25 protein-coding genes are annotated in these 23,943 nt (G+C 46.0%); 1 reads left to right on the top strand and 24 read right to left on the bottom strand.

What is annotated here, in order from left to right; translation table 11 throughout:
* Position 1: 1 nt before the first annotated feature.
* The 20 genes from fliF to ACLIN2_RS18090 form a co-directional block, all read right to left on the bottom strand.
* Positions 2 to 1,585 carry a flagellar basal-body MS-ring/collar protein FliF gene (gene fliF / locus ACLIN2_RS17995; protein ID WP_092266656.1) on the bottom strand — a complete coding sequence of 528 codons (1,584 nt, stop codon included), beginning with the start codon at positions 1,583 to 1,585 and terminating at the stop codon, positions 2 to 4.
* A 31-nt stretch (positions 1,586 to 1,616) separates the two neighbouring features.
* The gene (gene fliE / locus ACLIN2_RS18000) at positions 1,617 to 1,916 is read right to left on the bottom strand and encodes a flagellar hook-basal body complex protein FliE (RefSeq protein ID WP_092266655.1); all 300 of its coding nucleotides are present in this window, start codon (positions 1,914 to 1,916) and stop codon (positions 1,617 to 1,619) included.
* An 18-nt stretch (positions 1,917 to 1,934) separates the two neighbouring features.
* Positions 1,935 to 2,393 (bottom strand): flagellar basal body rod protein FlgC, encoded by a 459-nt coding sequence (gene flgC / locus ACLIN2_RS18005; protein WP_092266654.1) that lies wholly within the window; start codon positions 2,391 to 2,393, stop codon positions 1,935 to 1,937.
* Between the two features lie 3 nt (positions 2,394 to 2,396).
* Positions 2,397 to 2,810: a flagellar basal body rod protein FlgB gene (flgB, locus tag ACLIN2_RS18010; RefSeq protein WP_092266653.1), complete on the bottom strand. Its 414-nt coding sequence runs from the start codon at positions 2,808 to 2,810 to the stop codon at positions 2,397 to 2,399.
* A gap of 374 nt (positions 2,811 to 3,184) precedes the next feature.
* Complete coding sequence (gene codY, locus ACLIN2_RS18015) at positions 3,185 to 3,964, bottom strand: GTP-sensing pleiotropic transcriptional regulator CodY (RefSeq protein WP_092266652.1); 780 nt, start codon at positions 3,962 to 3,964, stop codon at positions 3,185 to 3,187.
* A gap of 40 nt (positions 3,965 to 4,004) precedes the next feature.
* Positions 4,005 to 5,402, bottom strand: coding sequence for an ATP-dependent protease ATPase subunit HslU (gene hslU, locus ACLIN2_RS18020; RefSeq protein ID WP_281274547.1), 1,398 nt, complete (start codon positions 5,400 to 5,402; stop codon positions 4,005 to 4,007).
* 20 nt (positions 5,403 to 5,422) lie between these two features.
* Entirely contained in the window at positions 5,423 to 5,965 is a 543-nt protein-coding gene (gene hslV / locus ACLIN2_RS18025; RefSeq protein ID WP_092266650.1) for an ATP-dependent protease subunit HslV, read from the bottom strand.
* A gap of 17 nt (positions 5,966 to 5,982) precedes the next feature.
* Positions 5,983 to 6,924 (bottom strand): tyrosine recombinase XerC, encoded by a 942-nt coding sequence (gene xerC, locus ACLIN2_RS18030; RefSeq protein WP_310230356.1) that lies wholly within the window; start codon positions 6,922 to 6,924, stop codon positions 5,983 to 5,985.
* Positions 6,925 to 6,985: 61 nt separating this feature from the next.
* On the bottom strand, positions 6,986 to 8,299 hold the full coding sequence (gene trmFO / locus ACLIN2_RS18035) for an FADH(2)-oxidizing methylenetetrahydrofolate--tRNA-(uracil(54)-C(5))-methyltransferase TrmFO (protein ID WP_092266648.1): 1,314 nt from the start codon (positions 8,297 to 8,299) through the stop codon (positions 6,986 to 6,988).
* Between the two features lie 30 nt (positions 8,300 to 8,329).
* Positions 8,330 to 10,408 carry a type I DNA topoisomerase gene (gene topA, locus ACLIN2_RS18040; protein ID WP_310230353.1) on the bottom strand — a complete coding sequence of 693 codons (2,079 nt, stop codon included), beginning with the start codon at positions 10,406 to 10,408 and terminating at the stop codon, positions 8,330 to 8,332.
* Positions 10,409 to 10,516: 108 nt separating this feature from the next.
* On the bottom strand, positions 10,517 to 11,620 hold the full coding sequence (dprA, locus tag ACLIN2_RS18045) for a DNA-processing protein DprA (protein WP_411501737.1): 1,104 nt from the start codon (positions 11,618 to 11,620) through the stop codon (positions 10,517 to 10,519).
* 125 nt (positions 11,621 to 11,745) lie between these two features.
* On the bottom strand, positions 11,746 to 12,648 hold the full coding sequence (gene sucD / locus ACLIN2_RS18050; RefSeq protein WP_092266646.1) for a succinate--CoA ligase subunit alpha: 903 nt from the start codon (positions 12,646 to 12,648) through the stop codon (positions 11,746 to 11,748).
* A gap of 48 nt (positions 12,649 to 12,696) precedes the next feature.
* Entirely contained in the window at positions 12,697 to 13,857 is a 1,161-nt protein-coding gene (sucC, locus tag ACLIN2_RS18055; RefSeq protein ID WP_092266645.1) for an ADP-forming succinate--CoA ligase subunit beta, read from the bottom strand.
* 186 nt (positions 13,858 to 14,043) lie between these two features.
* Positions 14,044 to 15,102, bottom strand: a complete 1,059-nt coding sequence (locus ACLIN2_RS18060; protein ID WP_411501738.1) for a hypothetical protein — start codon at positions 15,100 to 15,102, stop codon at positions 14,044 to 14,046.
* A 39-nt stretch (positions 15,103 to 15,141) separates the two neighbouring features.
* Complete coding sequence (locus ACLIN2_RS18065) at positions 15,142 to 16,035, bottom strand: AlbA family DNA-binding domain-containing protein (RefSeq protein WP_092266643.1); 894 nt, start codon at positions 16,033 to 16,035, stop codon at positions 15,142 to 15,144.
* Between the two features lie 84 nt (positions 16,036 to 16,119).
* The gene (locus ACLIN2_RS18070; protein ID WP_411501739.1) at positions 16,120 to 16,452 is read right to left on the bottom strand and encodes an SCP2 sterol-binding domain-containing protein; all 333 of its coding nucleotides are present in this window, start codon (positions 16,450 to 16,452) and stop codon (positions 16,120 to 16,122) included.
* Between the two features lie 95 nt (positions 16,453 to 16,547).
* Positions 16,548 to 16,862, bottom strand: a complete 315-nt coding sequence (locus ACLIN2_RS18075; protein WP_092266641.1) for a YbjQ family protein — start codon at positions 16,860 to 16,862, stop codon at positions 16,548 to 16,550.
* A 146-nt stretch (positions 16,863 to 17,008) separates the two neighbouring features.
* Positions 17,009 to 17,815 (bottom strand): GGDEF domain-containing protein, encoded by an 807-nt coding sequence (locus ACLIN2_RS18080; protein WP_411501740.1) that lies wholly within the window; start codon positions 17,813 to 17,815, stop codon positions 17,009 to 17,011.
* Positions 17,812 to 18,168, bottom strand: a complete 357-nt coding sequence (locus ACLIN2_RS18085; RefSeq protein ID WP_092266639.1) for a hypothetical protein — start codon at positions 18,166 to 18,168, stop codon at positions 17,812 to 17,814. Before ACLIN2_RS18085 ends, ACLIN2_RS18080 begins: the two co-directional genes overlap by 4 nt.
* 30 nt (positions 18,169 to 18,198) lie before the next feature.
* Positions 18,199 to 18,921: an EAL domain-containing protein gene (locus tag ACLIN2_RS18090; RefSeq protein ID WP_411501741.1), complete on the bottom strand. Its 723-nt coding sequence runs from the start codon at positions 18,919 to 18,921 to the stop codon at positions 18,199 to 18,201.
* A gap of 553 nt (positions 18,922 to 19,474) precedes the next feature.
* Here ACLIN2_RS18090 and ACLIN2_RS18095 point away from each other — a divergent pair.
* Complete coding sequence (locus ACLIN2_RS18095; RefSeq protein ID WP_411501742.1) at positions 19,475 to 19,786, top strand: protease inhibitor I42 family protein; 312 nt, start codon at positions 19,475 to 19,477, stop codon at positions 19,784 to 19,786.
* 15 nt (positions 19,787 to 19,801) lie between these two features.
* On the opposite strand, the gene ACLIN2_RS18100 is transcribed toward ACLIN2_RS18095, so the two are convergent.
* From ACLIN2_RS18100 to lspA, 4 genes are all read right to left on the bottom strand, one after another.
* On the bottom strand, positions 19,802 to 21,349 hold the full coding sequence (locus ACLIN2_RS18100; RefSeq protein WP_411501743.1) for a YifB family Mg chelatase-like AAA ATPase: 1,548 nt from the start codon (positions 21,347 to 21,349) through the stop codon (positions 19,802 to 19,804).
* 66 nt (positions 21,350 to 21,415) lie between these two features.
* The gene (locus ACLIN2_RS18105) at positions 21,416 to 22,813 is read right to left on the bottom strand and encodes an aldehyde dehydrogenase (RefSeq protein ID WP_411501744.1); all 1,398 of its coding nucleotides are present in this window, start codon (positions 22,811 to 22,813) and stop codon (positions 21,416 to 21,418) included.
* A gap of 333 nt (positions 22,814 to 23,146) precedes the next feature.
* Positions 23,147 to 23,410 carry a hypothetical protein gene (locus tag ACLIN2_RS18110; RefSeq protein WP_411501745.1) on the bottom strand — a complete coding sequence of 88 codons (264 nt, stop codon included), beginning with the start codon at positions 23,408 to 23,410 and terminating at the stop codon, positions 23,147 to 23,149.
* Positions 23,407 to 23,880: a signal peptidase II gene (gene lspA / locus ACLIN2_RS18115; RefSeq protein ID WP_411501746.1), complete on the bottom strand. Its 474-nt coding sequence runs from the start codon at positions 23,878 to 23,880 to the stop codon at positions 23,407 to 23,409. Before lspA ends, ACLIN2_RS18110 begins: the two co-directional genes overlap by 4 nt.
* Between the last annotated feature and the right edge of the window lie 63 nt (positions 23,881 to 23,943).

Here is a 23,943-nt window from a genome sequence, read left to right on the forward strand (position 1 = left end):
CTTAATCTTCTGCTAGCCATGTACGAAGCAGGACAACAAACTCATCCGGTTTGCTTCGCGCCAATTTTTCCAACTGCTTCCTGACGACGACTTGATCTCCATCTTCTTGGTAAATCAGATCCGGGATTTCCGAAGGTTGGGAAGGCGATAAGAGATCTGAGACTTCTTCTTCTTGCTGTCTAGCTTGTTTGCGTCTGCGCAGTACGAGGAATGCAACAGCTGCGAGTGCCAATACAGCAATACCGCCGACAGTCCAAAGGACAGCTGGGCTCAGAGAATTGGAGTCTTCAACAGCTACTTTTCCAGAGAATTGACGTGGCAGGACTGAAATATGCTTGTCCAACTCTTCTTCTGTCAATTCAACACCTTGATTGCTCAAGGTCACACGAACGACATTTCGCAAAACCTGTTTGATGCTCTCGATCGTTGCATCATCCAACGTGCCACCTGCTGGCGGCTCAACACCTACGTTAATCGTTACGTCCTCGATTTTGTAAGGACTCATCGTTACATTTCGAGTAATCCGGTTGACTTCCCGGTTAATGGTATCATTCAACTCTTCGTAATCACTATTGCTGCCTGTTGGCGTACTAGCAGGATAGCTTGGAACAGCACTTGCTCCCGTTCCTGCAACTCCCCCCGGAGGTGCGCCTTGTCCGGAAAATGTTTTGGATAATTTTTGCGAGGAAATAATAAGGCCTTCGTTGTTTTCTTTATCAGGTGCTTCTACCAGATTCTCTACACGATTTTCCTTGTCAAAATTCATTTTGATAAACGTGTGGACAATCACCTTGTCTCTACCCATGATCGTGCCGAGCAGGTTGTACAAGTTTTGCTGCATGGTTTTTTCTACTTCAGCTTTAATCTGTTCCTGCTGTTTAAAACCACTGAGCGTTCCTTCGTTTTCATTTGCTTCCGCTCGTTCTAAAGGATTGGAATATTGGTCCGTAATGGCGATTGCATCCATCGGGAGCTTGGGAACACTTCGCGAAACAAGCAGATACAGCGAGTTAATTTGCTTTTGATCGAGTGTCGTACCAGGTTCTACATCTACGATGACAGAAGCCGTTGCTGTTTCAGGTGTTTCCGTCACCCAGACACTCTCTTGCGGTAGAGTAATCATGACTTGTGCAGCTCGTACACCTTTCACCCGTTCCAGCATCTTGCGCAGCTCTTGTTGCAAGGCTTCTTTTTTCATGACATCGAACTGTCGATCAGTAACCCCCAACGTATTGGAGAAGATCTCCGAATTGATCCCCGCTTCGCTCGGGATTCCCTGAGCGGCCAGATCCACGATGACATCCTGCGCCATTTTCTCTGGAACCTCAATGCCTGTTCCATTTCCCGTAATTCTGTAAGGAATTTTTTGGCTTTCTAATTCCTGTTTGATTGTTCCTATTTCTTGTTCACTCAGTCGCTGGTTGTATAGTGGTGTGTACACCGGCTGTGAAGCTATGTATATGTATAGACCAAGTGAGATGAGCAGAAACAGCGAGATTCCTGCGATCATCCATTTTTGCTTTTTGGAAAACTGCGTCCATTTTGACGTAAGCTGTTCTCTGAGTACTGCCATACGTTCGTTCATGATTCACCTCTCACAGGATACCAACAACAAATCATATCGACATGCGCATGATTTCTTGATAGGACTCGATCACCTTGTTACGTACCTGTAAGGTCATCTGCAACATGTTCGTAGCTTTTAAACCCGCTACCGTAACCTGATCAATACTTTCGATTTCTCCAGCCGCAAACTTGTCACCCAAAATGGCGGAATCTACTTGTGCTTGATTGACTTGATTCAACGCATCCGATAAGAAGGATCCGAAATCTTTGGTTACCTGAGCTGGCGTTTGCAGCTTGTTCACGCTTGCCGTCTGAATCGGACTAACTTGAGAAAGTGACTGAATATCCATCGATTACATGCTCCCCTTCTACCTGATTTCCAAGGCTTTCATCATCATGCTTTTCGATACATTCAATACCGTGAGATTCGCCTCGTACGATCGGGAAGCAGAAATCATATCTACCATTTCCTTCATCATGTCCACATTCGGCATGAGTACGTACCCATCTTGGTCGGCATCCGGATGCTCGGGATCGAACACACGTTTAAACGGTGTTTCGTCTTCCTTGATCGCTGTTACTCTGACACCGTTATCCCCATTTTTTCCGGCGATGTTCCCAACAGCCGCTTGCAGCAAATTGTCGAACGACTCACTGGACTTGGGGGAAAGCTCTACCATTTTACGCTTGTAAGGTTGCCATACGCCATTCACGAAGTTTGCTCTTGTTGTCTCTGCGTTTGCAACGTTGGAAGCCACTGTGTCCAGGCGCAGCCGATTGGCTGTTAGCGCTGAAGCACTCGTGTTGATTCCCTGAAAGAGATTCATAACCTATTTCCCTCCGCCGTCAATTACGCTTCGTATTTTTTGCAGTGAACCTGTTGTTAATTGAGTTAGACCGCTATACCAAATGTAGTTTTTCGCCAGCTCGGTCTGTTCGGATTCCATATCGACATCGTTCCCGTTGTTTTGCACGTTGTTGTTCGGATTAGAAACGATTTGCGGTCGAGCAAAGCTCCCCGCATTTGCAAAAGGAATGTGCTTTGAGCTGGTCCGATAGGCTTCCAGGTTTTGACCACCAAGAGTGCCACTTAATTCCTGCTGCAGGTAATTTTCGAAAACGACTTGCTGGCTCTTAAATTGTGGGGTATCTATGTTCGCTAGATTGTTCGCGATCGTTCTGTGTCGTAAGTTGGCAGCATCCATCGATCGCTCCAGGACCTGCAGGTGATAACTTCCCAGCATCGTTTCTTACTCCCCCATCTGTTTCCATTTCATTTCTCTGATACGCTATATTTCTTCCAGATTCGACATCTGAGATACGTAACAATCATAGCAAAACTGTAATACTGAAAAAAGCCCCTTTTCATGACGATTTTCAAAATGATTCAATGGCACTAAATCCCTGATAATTCCTGATTTTTTACTACTTTTTACAAATGCAAATGGGAAAATCCCATATATTTGAAAGGTAATATGTTCATATTTTCGTATTTTAGATTCTAAAGATTCTGTCGGAAATTGTTGGGATTAGGTATAATTACCCATGAAAAAAGGTGTAGCACCATGTTGAGCTACACCTTTTGTTCAATAGACTATAACTTTTGAGCCATATGTGTTTAAGAGGTTTTCAACTTCTCCAACTCTGGCAAGAGCTTTTCATTCAACACTTTAATGAATGTACCCTTCATACCGAGAGAGCGAGATTCGATGACACCCGCACTTTCCAGTTTACGAAGCGCGTTTACAATCACCGAGCGAGTGATTCCCACACGGTCTGCAATTTTGGAGGCAACCAGCAAGCCTTCTTTACCTTCGAGCTCTTCAAAAATATGTTCAACCGCTTCCAGTTCACTGTAAGAGAGGGAACCGATAGCCATTTGTACGACAGCTTTGCTGCGTGCTTCTTCTTCAATCGCTTCAGAACGCTCGCGCAAGATTTCCATCCCAACCACTGTTGCCCCTACTTCAGCCAAAATCAGGTCATCATCTACGAATTGATCGTTAATGCGGCCCAGAATCAGTGTTCCCAAGCGATCGCCTCCACCCATGATTGGAACCAGTGTCGTCCAACCAGCGCGGAATACTTCTTTCATTTCTACTGGGAAAATGGTATACGGACTCTCCACATCCAGGTTAGCAGAGGTTTCTTCTACTTTCAGCAAACCTTGGCTGTAGTCTTCTGGAAAACGGCGATCTTCCAACATTTTACGAATACGTGCATTGTCCATTTCTTGATGGATAGCAAAACCGAGCAGTTTACCTTTGCGGCTAACTACGAACGTATTTGCTTCAATCACATCGCTCAATACTTGCGCCATCTCATTGAAGTTGACGGCATGACCAGCAGACTTCTGCAGCATGCGGTTAATTCTTCTAGTTTTTGACAGTAGATCCATCTCTATTTCCTCCCAATGTATGGTGATGCTATTCGATTCTTTACAGGATATATCGGCTAAGATCCTTGTTGCCTGCGATGGTACCCAGCTTTTGCTGGACGTACTCAGGCGTGATTTGAACAACTTCCAGGTGGATGTCAGGTGCTTCAAAGGATAGATCCTCTAAGAGCTTCTCCAAAATCGTGTGTAGACGTCTCGCACCAATGTTATCTGTACTTTGGTTGACTTCTGCTGCAAGACGCGCCAGCTCTTGAATCGCTTCCGGCGTAAATTCTACTCGTACACCTTCCGTTTCCAAGAGTGCGACGTACTGTTTCAACAGCGCATTTTTCGGCTCCGTCAAAATTCGCACAAAATCTTCTACACGCAGACTGGTCAGCTCAACCCGGATGGGGAAGCGTCCTTGTAGTTCCGGAATCAGATCAGATGGTTTCGCCATGTGAAAGGCACCCGCTGCAATAAACAGCACGTAGTCAGTCTTGACCGGACCGTACTTGGTCATAACGGTCGAACCTTCTACGATTGGCAGTATATCGCGCTGAACGCCTTCACGAGATACGTCTGGACCACGTCCATCCTTTCCCGCGATCTTGTCAATTTCGTCAATGAAGATGATCCCATGATTCTCAGCTCGACGAATGGACTCCTGCGTGACTTCATCCATATCCACCAGTTTTTGCGCTTCTTGCTGAATTAATACCTTTCGCGCTTCTTTTATTCGCAATTTTCGTTTCTTCGTTCGTTTCGGCATCAGGCTACCTAACATATCCTGCATTTGCATCCCCATTTGTTCTGTACCCGGAACCTGGAACATATCAAACATGTTAGGCGACTGATCTTCCACATCGATCTCGATCATCTGCTCTTCTAGCTGTCCATTGGCCAGCTGCCAAGCCACCTGTCTGCGCTGTTGCTCGATCGATGCGTCTTCTGCGTCATGATTGGATGTTTGTTGTTGCTGTTGTCCGCCAAAGAACATCTCCAGGGGATTTTTAAACGAATTTTGAGGCTTGCGACTAGGAACAAGCACGTTTACGATCGCTTCATTCGCCAGATTTTCCGCTTTTTCTTTTACGGATTCCATCTTTTCCTGTTTTACGGTGCGAATGGACGCTTCAACTAAATCCCGAACCATGGACTCTACGTCTCTGCCTACGTAGCCCACTTCTGTAAATTTTGTTGCTTCTACCTTAATAAAGGGAGCCCCCGTCAATTTGGCAATACGACGAGCGATTTCCGTCTTACCAACACCAGTCGGTCCGATCATCAAAATATTTTTCGGCACGACTTCCTCAATGATTTGTTCCGGCAAGCGACTGCGGCGATAACGGTTGCGCAAGGCCACGGCTATGGCTTTCTTGGCTTGTGCTTGCCCGACGATGTATTTGTCCAAATGCTCTACAATCTTACGCGGGGTTAATTGCTCAAGATTCAACACGTAATCGTCCTCCCTTATGTTCAATTCAATTCATCGACAACTAGGTTGGTATTTGTGAATACGCATATTTCCGCAGCCGTAAGAAGAGAAGCTTCTGCTATTTCTCGAGCACTCAGATGAGGTGCATACTTTTTCAGTGCCCGTCCAGCAGCCAGTGCAAAGCTGCCACCAGAGCCGATTGCCAAGATGCCATCATCCGGTTCAATAATCTCACCGTTACCAGAGATCAGTAGCAAGCTGTCTTTGTTGAGAACAATCATCATTGCTTCGAGGCGTTGTAGGACTTTGTCCATTCGCCATTCTTTTGCCATTTCAACGGCAGCTCTCTGAAGATTGCCGTGATACTCCTCCAGCTTGCCTTCAAATTTCTCGAATAATGTAATGGCGTCTGCGACGGACCCAGCGAAGCCAGCCAAGACTTCTCCGTGGTAGAGCCGTCTCACTTTTTTTGCACCGTGCTTCATGACCATGCTGTTGCCAAAGGTGACTTGACCATCTCCGGCCATCGCTACGGATCCATTATGTTGTATGGCAAAAATCGTAGTGGCATGAAACTGTCCCATGTCAGATTCCTCCCGTTTTAGGTACGATTGGCGGAACCGGTATCGCGCGTATTGGCACGCGGATGTGCGGTGTCATATACATGGCGAAGTCTCTCCTTGGTTACATGCGTGTACACTTGCGTCGTCGAAACGTTCACATGCCCCAGCAATTCCTGAACGGTACGAAGATCCGCACCGCCATTCAGCATATGGGTAGCAAATGTATGACGAAACGTATGTGGGGACACGCGTAGATGGAGAGCGTACTTCTCAACGTATTTGTCTATCACGCGGCGAACGCTACGATCCGATAACGGCTCACCACGGTAGTTGACTAGAAGATATCCATGCTCATTATGACCAGCTAGCAATTTCGGCCTGCCCTCATCTAGGTATTGCCGAAGAACGTCGCACGCATAACTTCCTACTGGCACATAACGCTCTTTTGCCCCTTTTCCAAAAACGAGCGCGACACCGATGCTCGGATTAATCGCCTCAAGAGACAGCGTAACCAGCTCCGTTACTCGAATGCCGCTTGCGTACAGCAGTTCAAAAATCAGTCGATCTCTCATTCCTAGAGGAGTCGTCATGTCAGGTAGATCAAAGAAAGTTTGAACTTCTTGTGGATACATAAAAGTAGGAAGTTTTTTCTCCATTTTCGGAGTCGAAACGAGTTGGAATGGATTCTGTTCTAGTTGACCTTCACGCAGCAAAAAACGATACAAGCTTCGCAAGCTTGACAGCTTACGAGCCATGCTTCGCCTGGAGAGACCTCTTTTCGCTAGATGCGCGAGAAAGGAGCGTCCGTGCAAATAAGAAACAGCAGCAAATACGGTGATTTGGTGCTGTTCCATAAAAGCGACAAATTCGCAGATATCTGCCACATACTGCTTCACCGTGTGAGGAGAGGCGTTCTTTTCAACTTGCAAATATCGGGTAAACATCGCAATGTCCGCAGAGTTTTGTTGCGAAATGTCCATGTGGGATGCACCCTCCTCAAAGCATCTATATAGTACCACAGTCGAAATTCGGATTACAACTTTAATTGTGTCGTTCTTGTGTAAAATTCTGAATTGTATCTAGCGCCCGCTCAGCAAGCTTTTCGTTCTTTTCTCGCTTATTTCGAATCCTTTCAGGTAACTCCGGAACAAGTCCGAAATTCGCATTCATTGGCTGAAAATGCTTCGAATCTGCGGTTGTAATATACCGTGCCATACTTCCCATTACTGTCTCAGGTGGAAGGACAATCAGTTCTTCGCCTTTTACTAGACGAGCTGCATTAAGCCCCGCGAGCAGTCCGGAAGCTGCCGATTCGACATATCCTTCCACCCCCGTCATTTGGCCAGCAAAGAACAAGGTATCGCGCTCTTTATATTGATACGTTGGTTTCAGCAGTTTAGGCGAGTTAATAAAAGTATTTCGATGCATAACACCGTAGCGTACAATCTCGCAGTTTTCGAGACCAGGAATCATGGAAAATACTCGTTTTTGTTCCGGCCATTTCAAATGTGTCTGAAAGCCTACGATGTTATATAAGGTTGCAGCCCCATTGTCCTGGCGAAGCTGCACAACCGCATAGGGCTTTTTGCCTGTTCGCGGATCAGTCAGTCCTACAGGCTTTAACGGGCCAAACAGCATCGTTTGACGTCCACGCTTTGCCATTACTTCAATGGGCATGCAGCCTTCAAAGAAAACTTCTTTCTCGAATTCTTTAAGCGGTACGGCCTCGGCTGCAATCAATTCGTCGTAAAATCGATTAAACTCTTCCTCGGACATCGGACAATTCAGGTAGGCAGCCTCACCTTTGTCGTAACGGGAAGCGACAAAGACCTTCTCCATATCAATGGAGTCTTTTTCTAAAATAGGCGCTGCCGCGTCGTAAAAGTAGAGATAATCTTCTCCTGTCAGCCCTCTGAGCTGCTCGGACAGAGCTGGCGAAGTTAATGGGCCAGTCGCAATCACGACCACCCCTTCTGGAATTTCTGTGATCTCTTCCGAAATAACCTCCACGAGTGGGTGGTTGCGAACAGCATCCGTTACGTACTCTGCAAATTCATGTCGGTCCACGGCGAGCGCTCCACCAGCTGGCACCGCGCAGCGATCTGCCGCACTAATGATGACAGAGCCGAGACGACGCATTTCTTCCTTTAATACACCTACTGCATTCGTGAGCGAGTTCGCCCGTAGAGAGTTGCTGCAAACCAGCTCAGCAAACTTGTCAGTATGGTGAGCTGGCGTTTGCGTTTTCGGTCTCATTTCATATAGTTTCACTGGCACACCAGCCTGGGCGATCTGCCAAGCAGCCTCACTTCCTGCCAGGCCTGCACCCACGACGGTGATAGTCGGTTGTGTCATGATGATAATCCTCCAAGCTTATATATCTCTTTAGGAATCAGCTTCTTCTTGATAATCGCATTTGGTGCAAGCGACACTCACACCCTGCTTTTTGCGTTTCTTTTCAACCAGCATGCTTGCACACTTCGGGCAAGGACGCGAGATCGGTTTGTCCCATGAGACAAAATCGCACTCCGGGTATTGATTGCAGCCGTAAAAAATGCGGCTCTTCTTAGATTTACGTTCGATGATCTCTCCGGTTTCACATTGCGGGCATTTTACCCCGATTTCTTTTACGATCGGCTTCGTATTGCGGCAATCCGGGAAGCCTGAGCAAGCCAGAAACTTACCGAAGCGTCCTAGCTTGTATACCATGACGCGACCGCAAAGCTCACATGTTTCATCGGATTCTTCATCTTTTAATTCGACTTCCTTCATTTCCTCTTCGGCAAAGGATACACGTTTGGCGAAGTCTCCGTAGAACGCATCCAGTACCTCCACCCAATTGGCGATGCCTTCTTCGATACTATCCAAACCGTTCTCCATATGAGCGGTAAATTCCACATCGAGAATCTCCGGGAAGAACTCTTCCATCAGCGTGATGACGATTTCTCCCAATTCGGTAGGAATGAAGCGCTTTTCCTCGAGGGCGACATAGCCGCGCTTTTGAACCGTTTCCAGGGTCGGGGCGTATGTAGATGGACGACCGATCCCTCTTTCCTCGAGCGTCTTTACCAGACGTGCTTCCGAGTAACGAGGAGGCGGCTGTGTAAAGTGCTGGCTAGGTTCGATCTCTTTTTGCACAAGCGTTTGTCCTTCTTCAATCGGAGGCAGGAAGCTCTCCTCTTCTGTGCCGTCATCGTTTCCTTCAATATATACCTTCATAAAGCCAGGAAACTTAACTTTGGAGCCAGTCGCACGGAAAGTCACATCGCCTGCAGCAATGTCCACACTCATCGTATCCAAAACGGCAGAAGACATCTGACTCGCGAGGAAACGCTCCCAGATCAGCCTGTAAAGGCGAAGCTGATCACGCGATAAAAACTCTTTGATCTCATCAGGCGTACGCATAACGGCTGTTGGACGAATCGCTTCATGGGCATCCTGAGCATTCTCGTTCTTGGCTTGGGTGCGCTGTTCAGCCAAAACGTACTCGGCACCGAACTTTTCCAGTATGTATTCTTTTGCTTCCTCTTGCGCTGTTACAGAAATACGAGTGGAATCCGTACGCATGTATGTAATTAAACCGACAGCGCCTTCTTTGTTGCCCACGTCAATCCCTTCATACAGCTCTTGCGCAATCCGCATAGTCTTTGCTGTGCGGAAATTGAGCTTTCGTGCTGCCTCCTGCTGCAAGGAACTTGTGATGAACGGAGGTGCTGGATTGCGTTTGCGCTCCCGTTTCGTTACCTTCTGTACGACATACGGCTGATCAGCCATCCGCTTGTAAACTTCCTGTACATCAGCTTCTGTCTGCAACTCAACCTTTTCATCGCCATAGCCATAAAATTTGGCTTCAAACTCTTTGCCATTGCTAATTAGCTTACTTGCAATGGTCCAATACTCTTCCGGTATGAACTGTTGAATCTCCCGTTCCCGATCCATGATTAGTTTTACTGTTACGGATTGTACACGACCTGCACTCAGGCCTTTGCGTACTTTTTTCCACAAAATCGGACTGATATTATAACCGACCAATCTGTCCAAAATGCGGCGTGCCTGCTGGGCGTTCACCAAATCCATATTGATGTGACGAGGGTGTTTGAAAGCTTCCTTGATGGCATCCTTCGTAATTTCATTAAATACAACACGGAGCGGCTGGGTCAAATCCAGTCCCAAGTATTGTGCCAGATGCCACGCAATTGCTTCCCCTTCGCGATCCGGGTCAGCCGCCAGATAGACTTTCTTTACTTTTTTGGCAGCATCCTTCAGAGCCTTCAATACGTCGCCTTTACCGCGAATGGTTATGTATTTGGGTTCAAAGCCATTTGAAACGTCGACACCCGTTTGACTCTTTGGGAGATCGCGTACATGGCCCATAGAAGCTTTTACGATATATTTGCTACCCAGATATTTTCCAATGGTTTTCGCTTTCGCAGGGGATTCTACGATTACGAGCGTGTCAGCCATTTTTTTCCTCCCCTTTTAGTAAGGAATCTTCCCTATTATTAAATATGCTTATCCGATTTGTCAAACACTTGCAAGGCATAGGGGAGAAGGAGGAAACAAGAAATCACTTTATCGCCTCGCGAAAAACCCTCCTGGAAGGCTGACAATCTTTCCTTTGGTTTCCAATTGCAGGAGACTTCGATGAACTTTTTGTTTTGCTTCGGGCGTGAGCTGAGAAATCAATTCATCCACATGAGTCCCGTCATATGACAAGAAGCGCAGAACCGCCTTTTCATGCTCGTCGAGAGGCGGAATTGCTCCCTCCTGCTGCCTGTTTGTTGACTGTAATGGCGAAAAAATATGAGTCCATTCCTCCAGCACATCTGCACTTGATGTTACTAGCTTTGCTCCTTGTTTGATCAAGTTATGCGGTCCGGCGCTTACTAATGAAAAAATTGATCCAGGAACCGCAAAAACATCCCTTCCCTGCTCGAGAGCACAGTCAGCCGTTACCAACGAGCCACTTTTTTCGGCACCCTCTACCACTAATATCCCCAGACACAGTCCGCTAATGATACGATTTCTCTCTGGAAAAAGACCTGGTAAAGGTGGCGTTCCCGGAGGATATTCAGAAATCAACAGGCCGAAAGACTCAATCTTTCTGTATAATTCGCGGTGTCTGGACGGATAGATTTGATCGATTCCACACCCAAGAACACCTATCGTTTTCCCAGCAGACTGAAGCGTTGCCAAATGCGCTTCTCCATCAATGCCATACGCAAGCCCTGACACAATCACTAAGCCTTGCTCTGACAGCTCCTTTACCAGAGTCGAGCAGCACGCTTTGCCATAGGGAGTCGGTCTACGCGATCCGACAACACCAATCGACGGCTGATGTAGCAAAGAGGTGTCTCCTTTGCAGAAAAGAGCAAGAGGTGAATCAGGGATATGCCGTAATTGCTCCGGAAAATCTTGATCCAAAAAACAAAGATATTGGACATTTCCCTTCCCTCTAGCCTGCAGCAAGGATAAAACTTTTTCTTCCTTTATATGTTCACGCACTGCCTGTGATACCTTTACCGGCAGCTTCAGAAATGCATCGGCCGCCTCCCAGTTTTTCACCGCTTCCGACACCGATCCATAAACGTCGTAAAGGACACGTATTCGCTTTCTGCCAAGTCCTGCGACCAGCAACAACGCGTACAGCCAATCTCTTTCTTGAATCTCTCCCATCATCAACACGCTCCCCACGTACGGATCAGTCGCTTCGAGAGCTATTGTATCCAAAGACAGAAGGCGGTTCAAAAAAGAAAAAGACAGACAAGTCGTAACTTGTCCGCCTTTTTGTCTCAACAAGCTTATTTGTTCAATACTTTATCGAGCATGCCTTTTTCAGTCAGCAGCTCAACAAGTGTTTCACCGATCACAGCTGGAGTTTTTGCTACGCGAACGCCGCATTCTTCGAGTTTCGCGATTTTTTCAGCTGCTGTACCTTTACCACCGGAAATGATCGCACCAGCGTGGCCCATGCGTTTTCCTGGAGGTGCAGTTTGTCCACCGATGAAGCCTACTACTGGTTTTTTCATGTTCGCAGCGATCCACTCAGCAGCTTCTTCTTCTGCAGTACCACCGATTTCACCAATCATGATAACGGCTTCTGTGTCTGGATCTTCGTTGAACATTTTCAGTACATCGATGAATTCCATCCCTTTTACAGGGTCTCCACCGATACCAACAGCAGTCGATTGACCAATGCCGCGAGTGGAAGTTTGGTGTACTGCTTCATACGTCAAGGTACCGGAGCGGGAAACGATACCCACTTTACCTGGAGTATGGATGTAACCAGGCATGATACCGATTTTGCACTCGCCTGGTGTGATAACGCCAGGGCAGTTTGGACCTACGAGGAGGGTTTTCTTACCTTCCATGTAGCGTTTTACTTTTACCATGTCCAGAACTGGGATACCTTCTGTGATGCAGATAACCAGGTCCAGCTCAGCGTCTACCGCTTCCATGATCGCGTCAGCCGCAAATGGAGGAGCAACGTAGATAACGGATGCATTTGCACCAGTTTTTTCTACTGCTTCTGCTACTGTGTTGAAAATTGGAATACCGTCAACTTCTGTGCCACCTTTACCAGGTGTTACACCGCCCACCATCTGTGTACCGTACTCAACGGCTCCGCGAGTGTGGAACAGACCAGTTGCACCCGTAATCCCTTGTGTAATGACTTTTGTATTTTTATTAACGAGAATACTCATCGCGTATTATTCCCACCTTTTTTTGACGTATCTAACTGCCTAAAAAGATTACTTCACCAAAGCTACTATTTTTTCAGCGCCATCTGCCATGGATTCAGCAGCAACGATGTTCAAACCGGACTCGTTGAGGATTTTCTTACCAAGGTCTACGTTCGTACCTTCAAGGCGAACAACCAATGGTTTGTCCAATTTGATTTGTTTCGCTGCGTTCACAACGCCATTTGCAATAACGTCGCACTTCATGATACCGCCGAAAATGTTAACGAAGATCCCTTTAACTTTTTCGTCGCGCAGAATGATTTTGAACGCTTCGGTTACTTTCTCTTCAGTAGCTCCGCCCCCAACGTCGAGGAAGTTAGCAGGATCTCCACCGTAGAATTTCACGATGTCCATAGTAGCCATCGCCAGACCAGCACCGTTTACCATGCAACCGATGTTACCATCGAGAGCGATGTAGGACAGGTCAAATTTGGAAGCTTCGATTTCTTTCTCGTCTTCTTCATCCAGATCGCGCAGAGCCACGATGTCAGGGTGACGGTAGAGAGCGTTGCTGTCGAAGTTCAGTTTCGCATCCAGTGCCATTACTTCACCGTCGCCAGTAACAACGAGTGGGTTAATTTCAGCGATAGAAGCGTCTTTGTCAACAAACGCTTGGTACAAGCTCATCATGAACTTCGCCGCTTTGTTGATCAGCTCTTTCGGGATATTGATTGCATAAGCCAGTCGGCGAGCTTGGAAAGCGTTCAAGCCAGTAACTGGATCGATAATTTCTTTGAAGATTTTTTCTGGAGAGTGAGCAGCTACTTCTTCGATCTCAGTACCGCCCTCTTCAGATGCCATCATAACTACGCTGCCTGTAGCACGGTCTACAACTACACCCACGTAGTATTCTTTCTTGATGTCGCAGCCTTGTTCGATCAGAAGGCGTTTTACTTCTTTTCCTTCTGGACCAGTTTGGTGAGTAACCAGTACTTTGCCAAGAATTTCCTGAGCATATGTACGAGCTTCATCCAGATTTTTTGCTACTTTCACGCCACCCGCTTTACCGCGGCCACCTGCGTGAATTTGTGCTTTTACTACAACTACTTGTGTGCCGAGCTCTTTTGCAGCTTCTACTGCTTCTTCAACTGTGAAAGCAACGCGACCTTCCGGAACTTTCACACCGTACTGCTTAAGTATCTCTTTACCTTGATACTCATGAATGTTCATTCTCCATCCTCCTATGGCAGATAAAGATCGGCTGGTTAAATAACTGATACATAAACAAAGTTCTGTTCCAGTCCTAACCGCCACTATCAGTGCAACAGTAACTATTCTACGACAAAAATTGCAAAAGTGGTAGTCAAATTGTTCTCTTTATCGTGACCATAATTGTTTGGATTCATGTCGAGTTCCTTATTTTCTCGAAGGTTTCAATAAATCCCAAATCGCTTTTTGTAATTGATTATGCAAATACCACTTGTCATCGATTTGAAAATGCAGAGAATAAAAGATCACCGAATGCTCTTCTCCGTTGACCTTAAAATGAACACGATACTCTTCTGCCCCGACGTGATCCGGCTGCTTTTCTATCGGGGCCGCTGTCTTGAGCATGCGGACCGCTTGCTGTGCCAAGCCTTGCTCGACCGTGCTCTGCGTAACGTCCAGATCCAGATTATCCACAGCCATTTGACCCGTTTTTTCAAATCTTACAGCGGTTGCTTTAAACAGCTTATCAAACGGCTGAATGGCCATTTCTTTTGGGACTAAATATTCGGTCAGTTGTGAAAACAGCTTTCCATCTACATGGTAGAAATGAGTGTCCCTGCCAAACGGGATGGAAATGAGTGTCGGTGTCAGTACGGTTACATCCAGCGGTCGTTCTTCTGAATCAATGCGCAGTCGGTAGTTTGGATAAAGTGGATACTTCTGCAAGTTTTTTTCATTTTCTGGAACCGCTTCGCTCAGTACCTTTTGTATGTACACTGTGTCTTTCTCTGCCAATGCCAAGGACTGTGACAGATCCTCTGCGCTCAATACCATGTTGTTTTTCCCTTGCTTCAAAAGCCCATTTCCTGTTAAGCGATGCACCCACTCATAAAAGGCAACCGCCCCAGGTCCACGATACGTGCTCTCTCCAAACTGACTTGCCCGCTCCCCTACCGTGACAACCAACGGCGCAAGCTGCTTGCGGTACAGAACTAGGGTAAAGAGAACTTCTTCTTGCTTCAGGGGATCATTGGACAACTGCAAATCTTTTCCTTGTGTTTGTAGCTCGTTCAGAAAAGCAGGCAAGTCTAACATCACTTCTTGACCATCGGTGGACATCACCGTTACTCGTTCTACCGTCCCCAGCTCTGTTTCAATTCGATCCCTCATGTCGGCATCCATTACGCGGGTATCCTGCGCACAACCAGTCATTACTGTGCATGCCACCACGAATGATAGCAAATAGGCACGTATAGACGATTTCATGCAGCAATCCTCCTTCATGTATACATCTGTCAGATCGTGCTACAGAAGTCCTAATCGACGGCTGATTTCACTGCCAAGCTTTCTTTTTACGTAGATTTCTCCGATCTGATGAGGATCTTTCACCATGACGGAACGGTTATTTGTGCGTATCACAACGTACTTCTCGCCGTTTTTGTCCAAGCCGCAGATTAATTCCGAAGCTACCTCCACAAAAATGGCAACAACATACTGGTCTTGAACCTTTTTCAACGAGATTTTGGGAAATGGAGACAACAACGGTGATGTCTTATCCTGGATGTATTGCGTTATCGCCAGCAGGTACTTATCAGGGTCTCCATATTGTTCGATCTCATGATTGATCCCTGTTATAATCCCTTCATCGGTGATACCGAGAAACAGGTTTCCATTGTTTGAATTTGCAAACGCCACAATCGTCTTTATGATCCCATTTTTTGACAACAGAAAGTCGCGTTTGAATTCAATCATGTCATTTTCCCCTAACTGGGTAGCCACGACGGGATCATCTACTCTGCCCAAATAACGGAATCTACTGATCGCCCCCAATCGATATACATACTCTTCAAAAATATCAGCTGGCAATGACAGTTCTTCCAGAACCGCGTCAGTATTCTGCCACAATTTATACGTTTGCGGAGCGAAACACATGTCAAATAATACGGTTGTTCCTAGTGAACGTATGTTCATTCCAATTGCAGCAGGCTTTACGTCAGCTGAACAGTAGGGTGGATCACTCTCTACCTCCAGCACGCCTGAATGAAGCAGATAGTCGAAATAATGTTGAGGCAGTTTAGCTTCCTGCTTGAGCAAGCCGCGCTCCACTTGTTCTCGCTTCGTTTCCTGGTAGAAGTCAAATTGAACGAATTCTTCATCAAAGTGAGTTACGACCGCTACAAATGAACAATTATGGCGCATATTTTCCCTCGTTCTTTTGATTTAGCAAACCGTAGTTCGTTGGTCATATTTTACAGGAATCCTTTGCTCATTGCCTAGTTTTTTCTACGATTGGTATGCATTCAGAATCGTTTGCAGCTTTAAAGAGTAACCGAGTTCGCCTTTAATTTTTACTTTGCCCATCATAAATGCGACCGTTGGATTCAGAGTTCCTTCCACCAGTTTAATGAAATTTTCGTCAGAGAGCTCCAGCGTACATTTTGCTTCGTCTGGCGTTCCTTTGACATAAGAGGCCTGATTGCCTGCGAATGTCACTTGATAATTGCCACTTTCCACTCCGCTTATCAAAAAATGGTACACTGCGTGAAAACCATTTACAGCATGGGGATTGGCATTTATCTTTTCTTCCAGGTTCCTTAAGGTTTGTTCTACCGACATGCTTCCCTCTCCTCTTTCTACTAACTACTTTTCCTTTTTCACAATCGTTTCGTCCTTTTTCGTCTACGAAAAAAAGAAAAGCCGGTTTTCCCGGCTTACTTTACACGAACAGCAGTTCCAGTAGCAATGACCATCATCATTCCTTCGCGCAGAGTCTCAAAATCGAGGTCTACCCCTATCACTGCATTCGCACCGAGCGATTTTGCTTTGTCCTTCATCTCACGAATTGCAAGCTCACGTCCTTCTGCCAGCTTACTTTCATACGACCCGCTTCTTCCCCCGATAATGTCCGTGATTCCTGCCAAAAAGTCACGTACCACGTTTGCACCCATAATAACTTCACCGGAAACGATGTCCAGATAGGCTTCGATTTCTTTTCCTTGTAATGTACTCGTCGTAGAAACGATCATGTAAAATGCCTCCTGTTTACTCAGTCATTTGCTTCTCTTCGTTATACGAAGAAAATACAGCGAAGTTACATTTTTTCTATCGAATGCTCCTTTATCGTCATCAAACAGTGTATGCCCGAAGCACAGCAGCTATTCCCAGATTTCTCTTACAGCTGCATGGACTCCTTATTCATCTTGGCTTTCGTCGAGAGCAAACTGGCACGCGCAATGTGCTCACGAAGGGGCTTGTCGAAGAAATCGGGCTCTCGAAATCCATCGAGATGTCCTACCGCTGCCGAAACCATGACATCATTGATAGGAGTAGGTTTGTCTATGGTCTCCATGCATTCTTTTACCCACTCGTCAGAGGCGGTCGTGATCATGACGAATTCATCTCCGGCATAGCGGCACAAGTAAGTGTCACCATTGGACTGCCATTCAGACAGAGCTACAGAGAACATGCGAATGACATCATCTCCAAAGGGGTGGCCATACTGTTTATTGATCTTTCCAAAATCGTTCACGTCGATAAAAAGCATATGAAAAGGCTTCCCTTCGCGAAGAAGCTTTTCCCCCATATATTGAATATACGGTGCCCGGTACAAGCCAGTCAGCGGATCGATAAATTCCGCTACCTTTAATTGGACATCCTCTCTCGTTACGACCCCAACCAGTTCTTCTTCGTTCATGACCAGGAGCAGTTCATCGTCGTGTTCCTTCAAGAGAGCGTGTGTCTCCCAAACATCATCTTCCGGTGAAATGCGGATCGGCAGTACGTTCATAGCATCCGCTACAATGCGATTGGGATGAGTAGAGCGCAATTGCCGAGAAGTCACGACTCCCATCAACTCTCCGTGGTCCACGACAACAAGAGCATCAGTACTGTACGCATTCATTTTCTCTGCCGCGAAAGAAACGCTTTTGTCAGAGGTAATGGTGCTGACTGTCGTTGTCATGATTTCGGAGATATTCATAGCAGATCCACCTCTCGTTTCACCGACATCGCTATTTTCAATTCGGAACGCAGAACCATCGATTCGCTTATCATGCGTTCAGCCTCTTCCAAAATGATCGACATCAGCAGCTTCTCGTCGATCATTTGCAGAAGAGAGCTGCGCAGCAACACTGCTTCTATTTTGGGGTGCTCCATTTTTATGAGGGTGAACTGTTCAGGAGACAATGCTTCTGCCATTCTCCTTACAGCTTCCGGTCCAATAGGCGCTTTTCTGCCCACAATGAGCATATCCTGCATCGGGGGTACGTCAAATTCAGATATATTCAGCGTCAAGGTAGCTTTCCGCGTAATCGCATTGCTTTCGCCAATCATATGTATTCCTCCATTCCATCCGGGTATTGCTTACTTGCCCAGCAGTGCACCAGGCTTTCCGAACAAATACCCTTGACCGATCGTTACCCCTATAGAGGCAGCGCAGGCCAGATCCGCTTCTTCTTCTACTCCCTCCAGAATCAACTGGGACGCATCACGGCAATACTCTACAAACAGCCTTACTACTTTTTGTTTATCATGGGATACAGACAGATCCTGGGAGAAAAAGCGATCCATTTTAATAAAGTCCGGTGCAATCTCAATAATTTTTCGGAAGGTTGTCGTCCCTTCCCCTACATCGTCCAAAGCGATTAGAAAACCGATATCTCGCAAATCCATGATTCTTTGCAAGAAGATCGGCTCATTCCATATTTTCCCTTCCATAATCGATTCGTTGATTTCAAGTACGATCTGGTTTAAGTAAGGTTCAAAATCACGCACGACCTCTTGAATAAAGGCCGGAAATGTAGCTTCAACGATTGTGGAAGGGAAAATATTCACAAATAATAGCTCTCCTCCCTCACGATCAGAGGATCGAAAGAAAGTGAGGATCGCATAATAAAGAGACTGTGTGTCCAGCTCTAACAAGGCATTTGTTTCTTTTACTAATTGAAACAATACTTCGGGATTCCCATTTTCTTTGCTTCGCAGTAAGGCCTCGTACGCAATTCGCTCTTTCCCTGGAATACTGCAAATCGGTTGAAATGCGTGGTAGTATTCCTTCTCTTTAAATAACTTCTCAATGCTTTTCATCAGTTTTCCTTTCCCTTTCCCATTTCTAGCAAAAGATGATTATCAGAAAATGAGGCTACGTCATAACGTGCTGACGGAGCCTTGATTTCCTTTATGCTGTCATCCTTTATCGCTACTGAAATTATGCTATTACGAAAGTACAAAGAAAAAGCTTCTCCCAATTGAGAGGAGCAAAATCGGTCAACTCATTCTTTTGGAAGTTCGGGAAGCGATCTAAGAAGGAAAGACATATCATTGCTTTGACAATAATAATTAGTTGGAGATGCTCGTGATGTCTGCTTCCCAATCACGACTCTAGGAAATATAGAGCAGAGAAACCAGTGATTTATTCGACATTTTATGTCTTTATTCCTATTTATTCGTCAATATTTTTCATAATCCTTTCCAATTCACTCAAAATACCCGCAAAAATTCGGGACAATTCCTTTTCGTCACGAAATTGTAAAGAGGGTATGGTGGATTCGTTTATGGCTATTACAGGCCACTCACCTATTTGCGGATCAATCATATCCTAATAAAAGAGATGGATCGCAAAAAGAAAGGATGAGTTCGTGTGGTAGACTCCACTACCCGTACGCTTCGTGTATTAGCTGGTCATGCCTTTGCCCTGACTCTCGATGCCAACCCGACTACCGGTTATCAATGGATGCTGTCGAACCCTTTGGACGGCCGCTTCTTAACCTTGCTTTCAAATGAGTATATCCCACCTGCAACTTCAGGGCTTATCGGGCAAGGCGGCCATCAACAGTTAACCTTTCAGCCATTGCGTCCTGGAATGACCTCTATCGCGTTAAAATACTGCCGTCCCTGGGATGACGGTGATTGTGCCCACTTTTCATTCACAATCGTCCAAATTTCCGGGTAGCTATATACACTCTGTTCAAAATGAGATTCCCCGATCTAGTGCACGATAACGAATGGCTTCCGCAACATGTGTAGACTCTATCTGTACTTTTCCTTCCAGGTCAGCAATCGTTCGCGCGACTTTCACGATGCGGTCATAGGCTCGTGCACTCAAGCCAAGCGTTTCAAAGGCAACCTGCAACATCTCCTGGCTTTCTTTATCTAAAGAAGCAAATTTCCGAAGCTCACTCCCACTCATCGCACTGTTAAAAGGGGTGCTCTGCCTTTTGATGTACCTCTCTCCCTGAATCACTCGTGCTTGCTCCACTCGATACAAAATGTCAGCGGACGATTCTTCTCTCGTTCGCTTATTCAAGTATTGGACAGGTACTCGGGGTACTTCCAGATGCAGGTCAATCCGATCTAATAGAGGTCCCGACAGCTTAGACCGATATTTTTGGATTTGCTGATGTGTACACGTACATGCTTGCTGGTCACGACTGCCATAGAAGCCGCATGGACAAGGATTGCACGAACCAATCAACAGGAAGCGAGCTGGGAACGTAAATACTTGCTTCGCTCTTCCAATTGTCACGATGCCAGCTTCTAGCGGCTGTCGAAGAACTTCCAGTACATGCCTGGAAAATTCGGGCATTTCGTCGAGAAAGAGAATCCCGCCATGCGACAAGCTGCACTCTCCTGGCCGGGGAATTTGGGCGCCCCCTCCAATTAGCGCTGTAGCCGTAATCGTATGGTGCGGCGAGCGGAATGGCCGCTTCTGAATCAATCCGCTTGTCCGAGTTAGCTGTCCTGCAATGCTATATATTTTTGTCACTTCATAGGATTCATCCATGGTCATTTGCGGCATGATGCCGGGTAAGCACGTTGCCAATAGCGTTTTTCCGGATCCAGGAGGACCAACCAGCAAAACGTTGTGAAAGCCTGCCGCTGCTATTTCCAGGCCGCGTTTGACGAATTGCTGGCCATATACATTGGCGAAATCAGGGGTCTCGCAGTCATTTTTGGAGGGCGGGTGTGTGGTAGTCATGCGATCATTGAGGCTCGTCTGATCTGGCTGTAAATCATGCTTCCAATAGTGAACAGCTGCAGTCAAATCGGATGCTGGGAGTACGACAAGATCGACGAGCCTAGCCTCTGGGGCATTTTGTACAGGGAGAATAACGTGAGTAAAGCCGGTGCGTTTGGCTTCTAGGAGGATGGGTAAAACCCCTGTGACAGGACGCAGGGTCCCGTCCAGTGCAAGCTCACCTAAAATGAGGATGCGTTCGGGACGGGAGGTTATTTGTTTCGACGAAAGCAAAATCCCAAAGGCAATGGCGAGATCAAATCCTGAGCCTTCCTTTCGGTGGTCGGCAGGCGCGAGATTGACGGTAATACGCTGCATCGGGTAATCGTAGCCAGCATTGCGGAGTGCTGCCCGGACACGGTCCCGGGCCTCTTTCACCGCTGAACCACCAAGACCGACCAGATCAAACTGCGGCAGTCCATTTGCGATATCCGTCTCTACCGTCACAACCATCCCATCGATACCAAAAACCGTGCCTGAATAACTGCATGCATACATCGTGCAATCCCCCCTATTGGTAGGGTAGAAAAAGTCTGTGGGGGTGGGCAAATAATTATTTTGATTCTATTTCAAAAAACGACGAACCCGTTTGAAGTTTTTCTCATTGTATGGCGGGAACAGCAGCGGCATATTTATTTTCGTGCTGGTTTTAAGAACGCTTTTTTTGTGTGAAAAAGTAATAAAGCTATTCTCACCATGATAAGCTCCCATGCCAGAGCTACCAACTCCGCCAAAGGGCAGATCAGGGTTTGCCAAATGCGTTACGGTATTATTGATGCATACCCCACCTGAGGAAATTTCTGTTAGCACTTTTTCTTCCACTTGTTTGTCAGAGGTAAACAGATATAGTGCGAGCGGTTTCGAAAGTTTGTTAATCGATTTGATCGCCTCATCTAAATCACTGTACGTTAATAATGGGAGAAGCGGGCCAAAGATCTCGTCTTCCATGGAAGGAGATGTCCACGTCGCTTCGATCAGCGTGGGCTCCATAAAACGAGTATTCGGATTCGCTGCTCCTCCGAAAATGATTTGATCCTTCTCTTTTTCAAGAATGGTGTTTAATCGAGTAAAATGTCGATCATTTACAATGCGGCCATAATCCTTGCTATCTTCAATTTTTGGTCCATAGAAGGTGAAAAGGTTTTGCTTCATTTCATCAATCAGATCGTTTTTAATATCTTCGTGTACCATAAGGTAATCTGGGGCAACACAAGTTTGTCCCGAGTTTAACGTTTTGCCCCAGAGGATACGTTTTGCTGCGGCTTTTACATCCGCACTTTTATCTACAAGAACAGGGCTTTTTCCACCTAGCTCCAGTGTAACGGGCACAAGATTCTTGGCTGCCGCCTCCATCACAATTTTCCCCACCGAAACACTTCCCGTGAAGAAAAAATAATCAAAAGGTGCATGAATAAGGGACGTGTTCGTTTCCATTCCGCCTTCGACCGAACGAATATATGAACGGTCAAAAGTAGTTTCCATCATTTCTGTAATGACAGCTGAGACATTAGGAACCAATTCAGATGGTTTGAGAACTACGCAGTTACCCGCTGCGATAGCCCCAATAAGCGGTTCGATCAGAAGCTGAAACGGATAATTGAATGGACCGATAATCAATACTGTGCCATATGGTTCGTATCTAATCATGCTTTTTGACGGAAACAAGGTTAGTGGTGTTTTTACTTTTTTTGGCTTTGCCCATTTTTTTAAGCGCTTCATTGTATGCGTAATACTATTTAGCACGAATCCAATTTCTGAAGTGTAGGATTCAAAAGGATGCTTTCCTAAATCCGCTTGAAGGGCTTCCGTAATTTTCGATTCGTACTTACTGATTGTTTCTTTTAATATTTGTAATTGCTGCAAACGAAAATGCAAGTCTTTTGTTTGGTTGGTATGAAAGAAACGACCATGCTCTTTTAAAATATCTGTAACATATTCTGGTGTTATTTCCTTACGCTTCATAGGATAAATCATCCTCTTACTTCATAATTGAAGGACTATTTACTACATCTTCTTCTAAATGATTCGTCAGCTCTTTTAGTAAATGAATGGCATCTTGTAAAGAAGGAGAATAAAATCGCTGCGTCCCTTTTTGCTGAACTTGAATCAAGCCTTGCTGACGTAATAATTTAAGATGATGCGAAACGGCCATCGAATCGCGCTTGATAAAAGAGTTTAAAAACTTAAGCGTTTAAACACTTAAACATAATGTATACTCTTTTATTTTTCCTGTCAATTTGTAAGGGCTTACTATATACCCCTATCAAGTCAAAAGAAAAACCAGCTATCTGCTGGTCAACGTTCTAACAAATGCATCCCGAGTATAACCAAAGCTACCGTGAGTACAATCAGGATGATATTAAAACTGATCGGCATTTTCCCACTTGTTTGAATCAGGCAGATCGCGCCAGCAGCGATTGACAGCATGCCAAATGCCCTTCTCATCGTCATAGACTCGTCCTCCCCGCTATTCTCCCTTTCCATTAATGTATGGGGGACAGACGTTTTTAGACGTGCAAGCTGCCCAGCATCCTTATTTCGTGCCTGTGCCGTCATCACCGTACATTCTTCCTTCTTGCGTACTTCACCCATTTGTCGACTACAAATGTATAAATGCCTTGAATCAGGAGCAATAGTATGCCCACGTTAATCGCATGATCGGCTAAGTTGAGGATACCATCTCCAGAACGCGACACTAAGAAATCAGTTACTTTCCCGAAAAGGATTCGATCGATTCCGTTCCCAGCAGCGCCACCCACCAGAAAACCTAATCCGGCATTGATCATGGTTCCTTTCGGCGCTTCATGCTTGCGGTAGTAGAGTACTCCAATGACAAACAAGATCGCCGCCACAGCAAACAAGCGCGCATACCCTTGAAACAGGCTAAAGGCCATTCCTGCATTTTCATAATGGGTGAGCTGAATGGAGCTGATATAGATCGTTTCTCCAACAGACATGGTGAGTCGTACGATGTATTTGGACAGCTGATCCGCCACCAATGTGAACAGCGCAGCCGAATAGAATGCCATAGGACTACCTTCTTTCTCATGTTCCGCGTGGAAGTGGGTATGAAAAGACCCTCTTCCTATCGT

It is taken from the genome of Brevibacillus centrosporus, from assembly GCF_046622605.1.
Classification (GTDB): Bacteria; Bacillota; Bacilli; order Brevibacillales; family Brevibacillaceae; genus Brevibacillus; species Brevibacillus centrosporus.

What these genes read in the sequence shown, in the direction of transcription:
- fliF (WP_092266656.1), bottom strand. Translation starts at nt 1,585, where the DNA reads ATGAACGAACGTATGGCAGTACTCAGAGAACAGCTTACGTCAAAATGG.
- fliE (WP_092266655.1), bottom strand. Translation starts at nt 1,916, where the DNA reads ATGGATATTCAGTCACTTTCTCAAGTTAGTCCGATTCAGACGGCAAGC.
- flgC (WP_092266654.1), bottom strand. Translation starts at nt 2,393, where the DNA reads ATGAATCTCTTTCAGGGAATCAACACGAGTGCTTCAGCGCTAACAGCC.
- flgB (WP_092266653.1), bottom strand. Translation starts at nt 2,810, where the DNA reads ATGCTGGGAAGTTATCACCTGCAGGTCCTGGAGCGATCGATGGATGCT.
- codY (WP_092266652.1), bottom strand. Translation starts at nt 3,964, where the DNA reads ATGGATCTACTGTCAAAAACTAGAAGAATTAACCGCATGCTGCAGAAG.
- hslV (WP_092266650.1), bottom strand. Translation starts at nt 5,965, where the DNA reads ATGGGACAGTTTCATGCCACTACGATTTTTGCCATACAACATAATGGA.
- xerC (WP_310230356.1), bottom strand. Translation starts at nt 6,924, where the DNA reads ATGGACATTTCGCAACAAAACTCTGCGGACATTGCGATGTTTACCCGA.
- trmFO (WP_092266648.1), bottom strand. Translation starts at nt 8,299, where the DNA reads ATGACACAACCGACTATCACCGTCGTGGGTGCAGGCCTGGCAGGAAGT.
- topA (WP_310230353.1), bottom strand. Translation starts at nt 10,408, where the DNA reads ATGGCTGACACGCTCGTAATCGTAGAATCCCCTGCGAAAGCGAAAACC.
- dprA (WP_411501737.1), bottom strand. Translation starts at nt 11,620, where the DNA reads ATGGGAGAGATTCAAGAAAGAGATTGGCTGTACGCGTTGTTGCTGGTC.
- sucD (WP_092266646.1), bottom strand. Translation starts at nt 12,648, where the DNA reads ATGAGTATTCTCGTTAATAAAAATACAAAAGTCATTACACAAGGGATT.
- sucC (WP_092266645.1), bottom strand. Translation starts at nt 13,857, where the DNA reads ATGAACATTCATGAGTATCAAGGTAAAGAGATACTTAAGCAGTACGGT.
- ACLIN2_RS18060 (WP_411501738.1), bottom strand. Translation starts at nt 15,102, where the DNA reads ATGAAATCGTCTATACGTGCCTATTTGCTATCATTCGTGGTGGCATGC.
- ACLIN2_RS18065 (WP_092266643.1), bottom strand. Translation starts at nt 16,035, where the DNA reads ATGCGCCATAATTGTTCATTTGTAGCGGTCGTAACTCACTTTGATGAA.
- ACLIN2_RS18070 (WP_411501739.1), bottom strand. Translation starts at nt 16,452, where the DNA reads ATGTCGGTAGAACAAACCTTAAGGAACCTGGAAGAAAAGATAAATGCC.
- ACLIN2_RS18075 (WP_092266641.1), bottom strand. Translation starts at nt 16,862, where the DNA reads ATGATCGTTTCTACGACGAGTACATTACAAGGAAAAGAAATCGAAGCC.
- ACLIN2_RS18080 (WP_411501740.1), bottom strand. Translation starts at nt 17,815, where the DNA reads ATGAATATCTCCGAAATCATGACAACGACAGTCAGCACCATTACCTCT.
- ACLIN2_RS18085 (WP_092266639.1), bottom strand. Translation starts at nt 18,168, where the DNA reads ATGATTGGCGAAAGCAATGCGATTACGCGGAAAGCTACCTTGACGCTG.
- ACLIN2_RS18090 (WP_411501741.1), bottom strand. Translation starts at nt 18,921, where the DNA reads ATGAAAAGCATTGAGAAGTTATTTAAAGAGAAGGAATACTACCACGCA.
- ACLIN2_RS18100 (WP_411501743.1), bottom strand. Translation starts at nt 21,349, where the DNA reads ATGTATGCATGCAGTTATTCAGGCACGGTTTTTGGTATCGATGGGATG.
- ACLIN2_RS18105 (WP_411501744.1), bottom strand. Translation starts at nt 22,813, where the DNA reads ATGAAGCGTAAGGAAATAACACCAGAATATGTTACAGATATTTTAAAA.
- lspA (WP_411501746.1), bottom strand. Translation starts at nt 23,880, where the DNA reads ATGGCATTCTATTCGGCTGCGCTGTTCACATTGGTGGCGGATCAGCTG.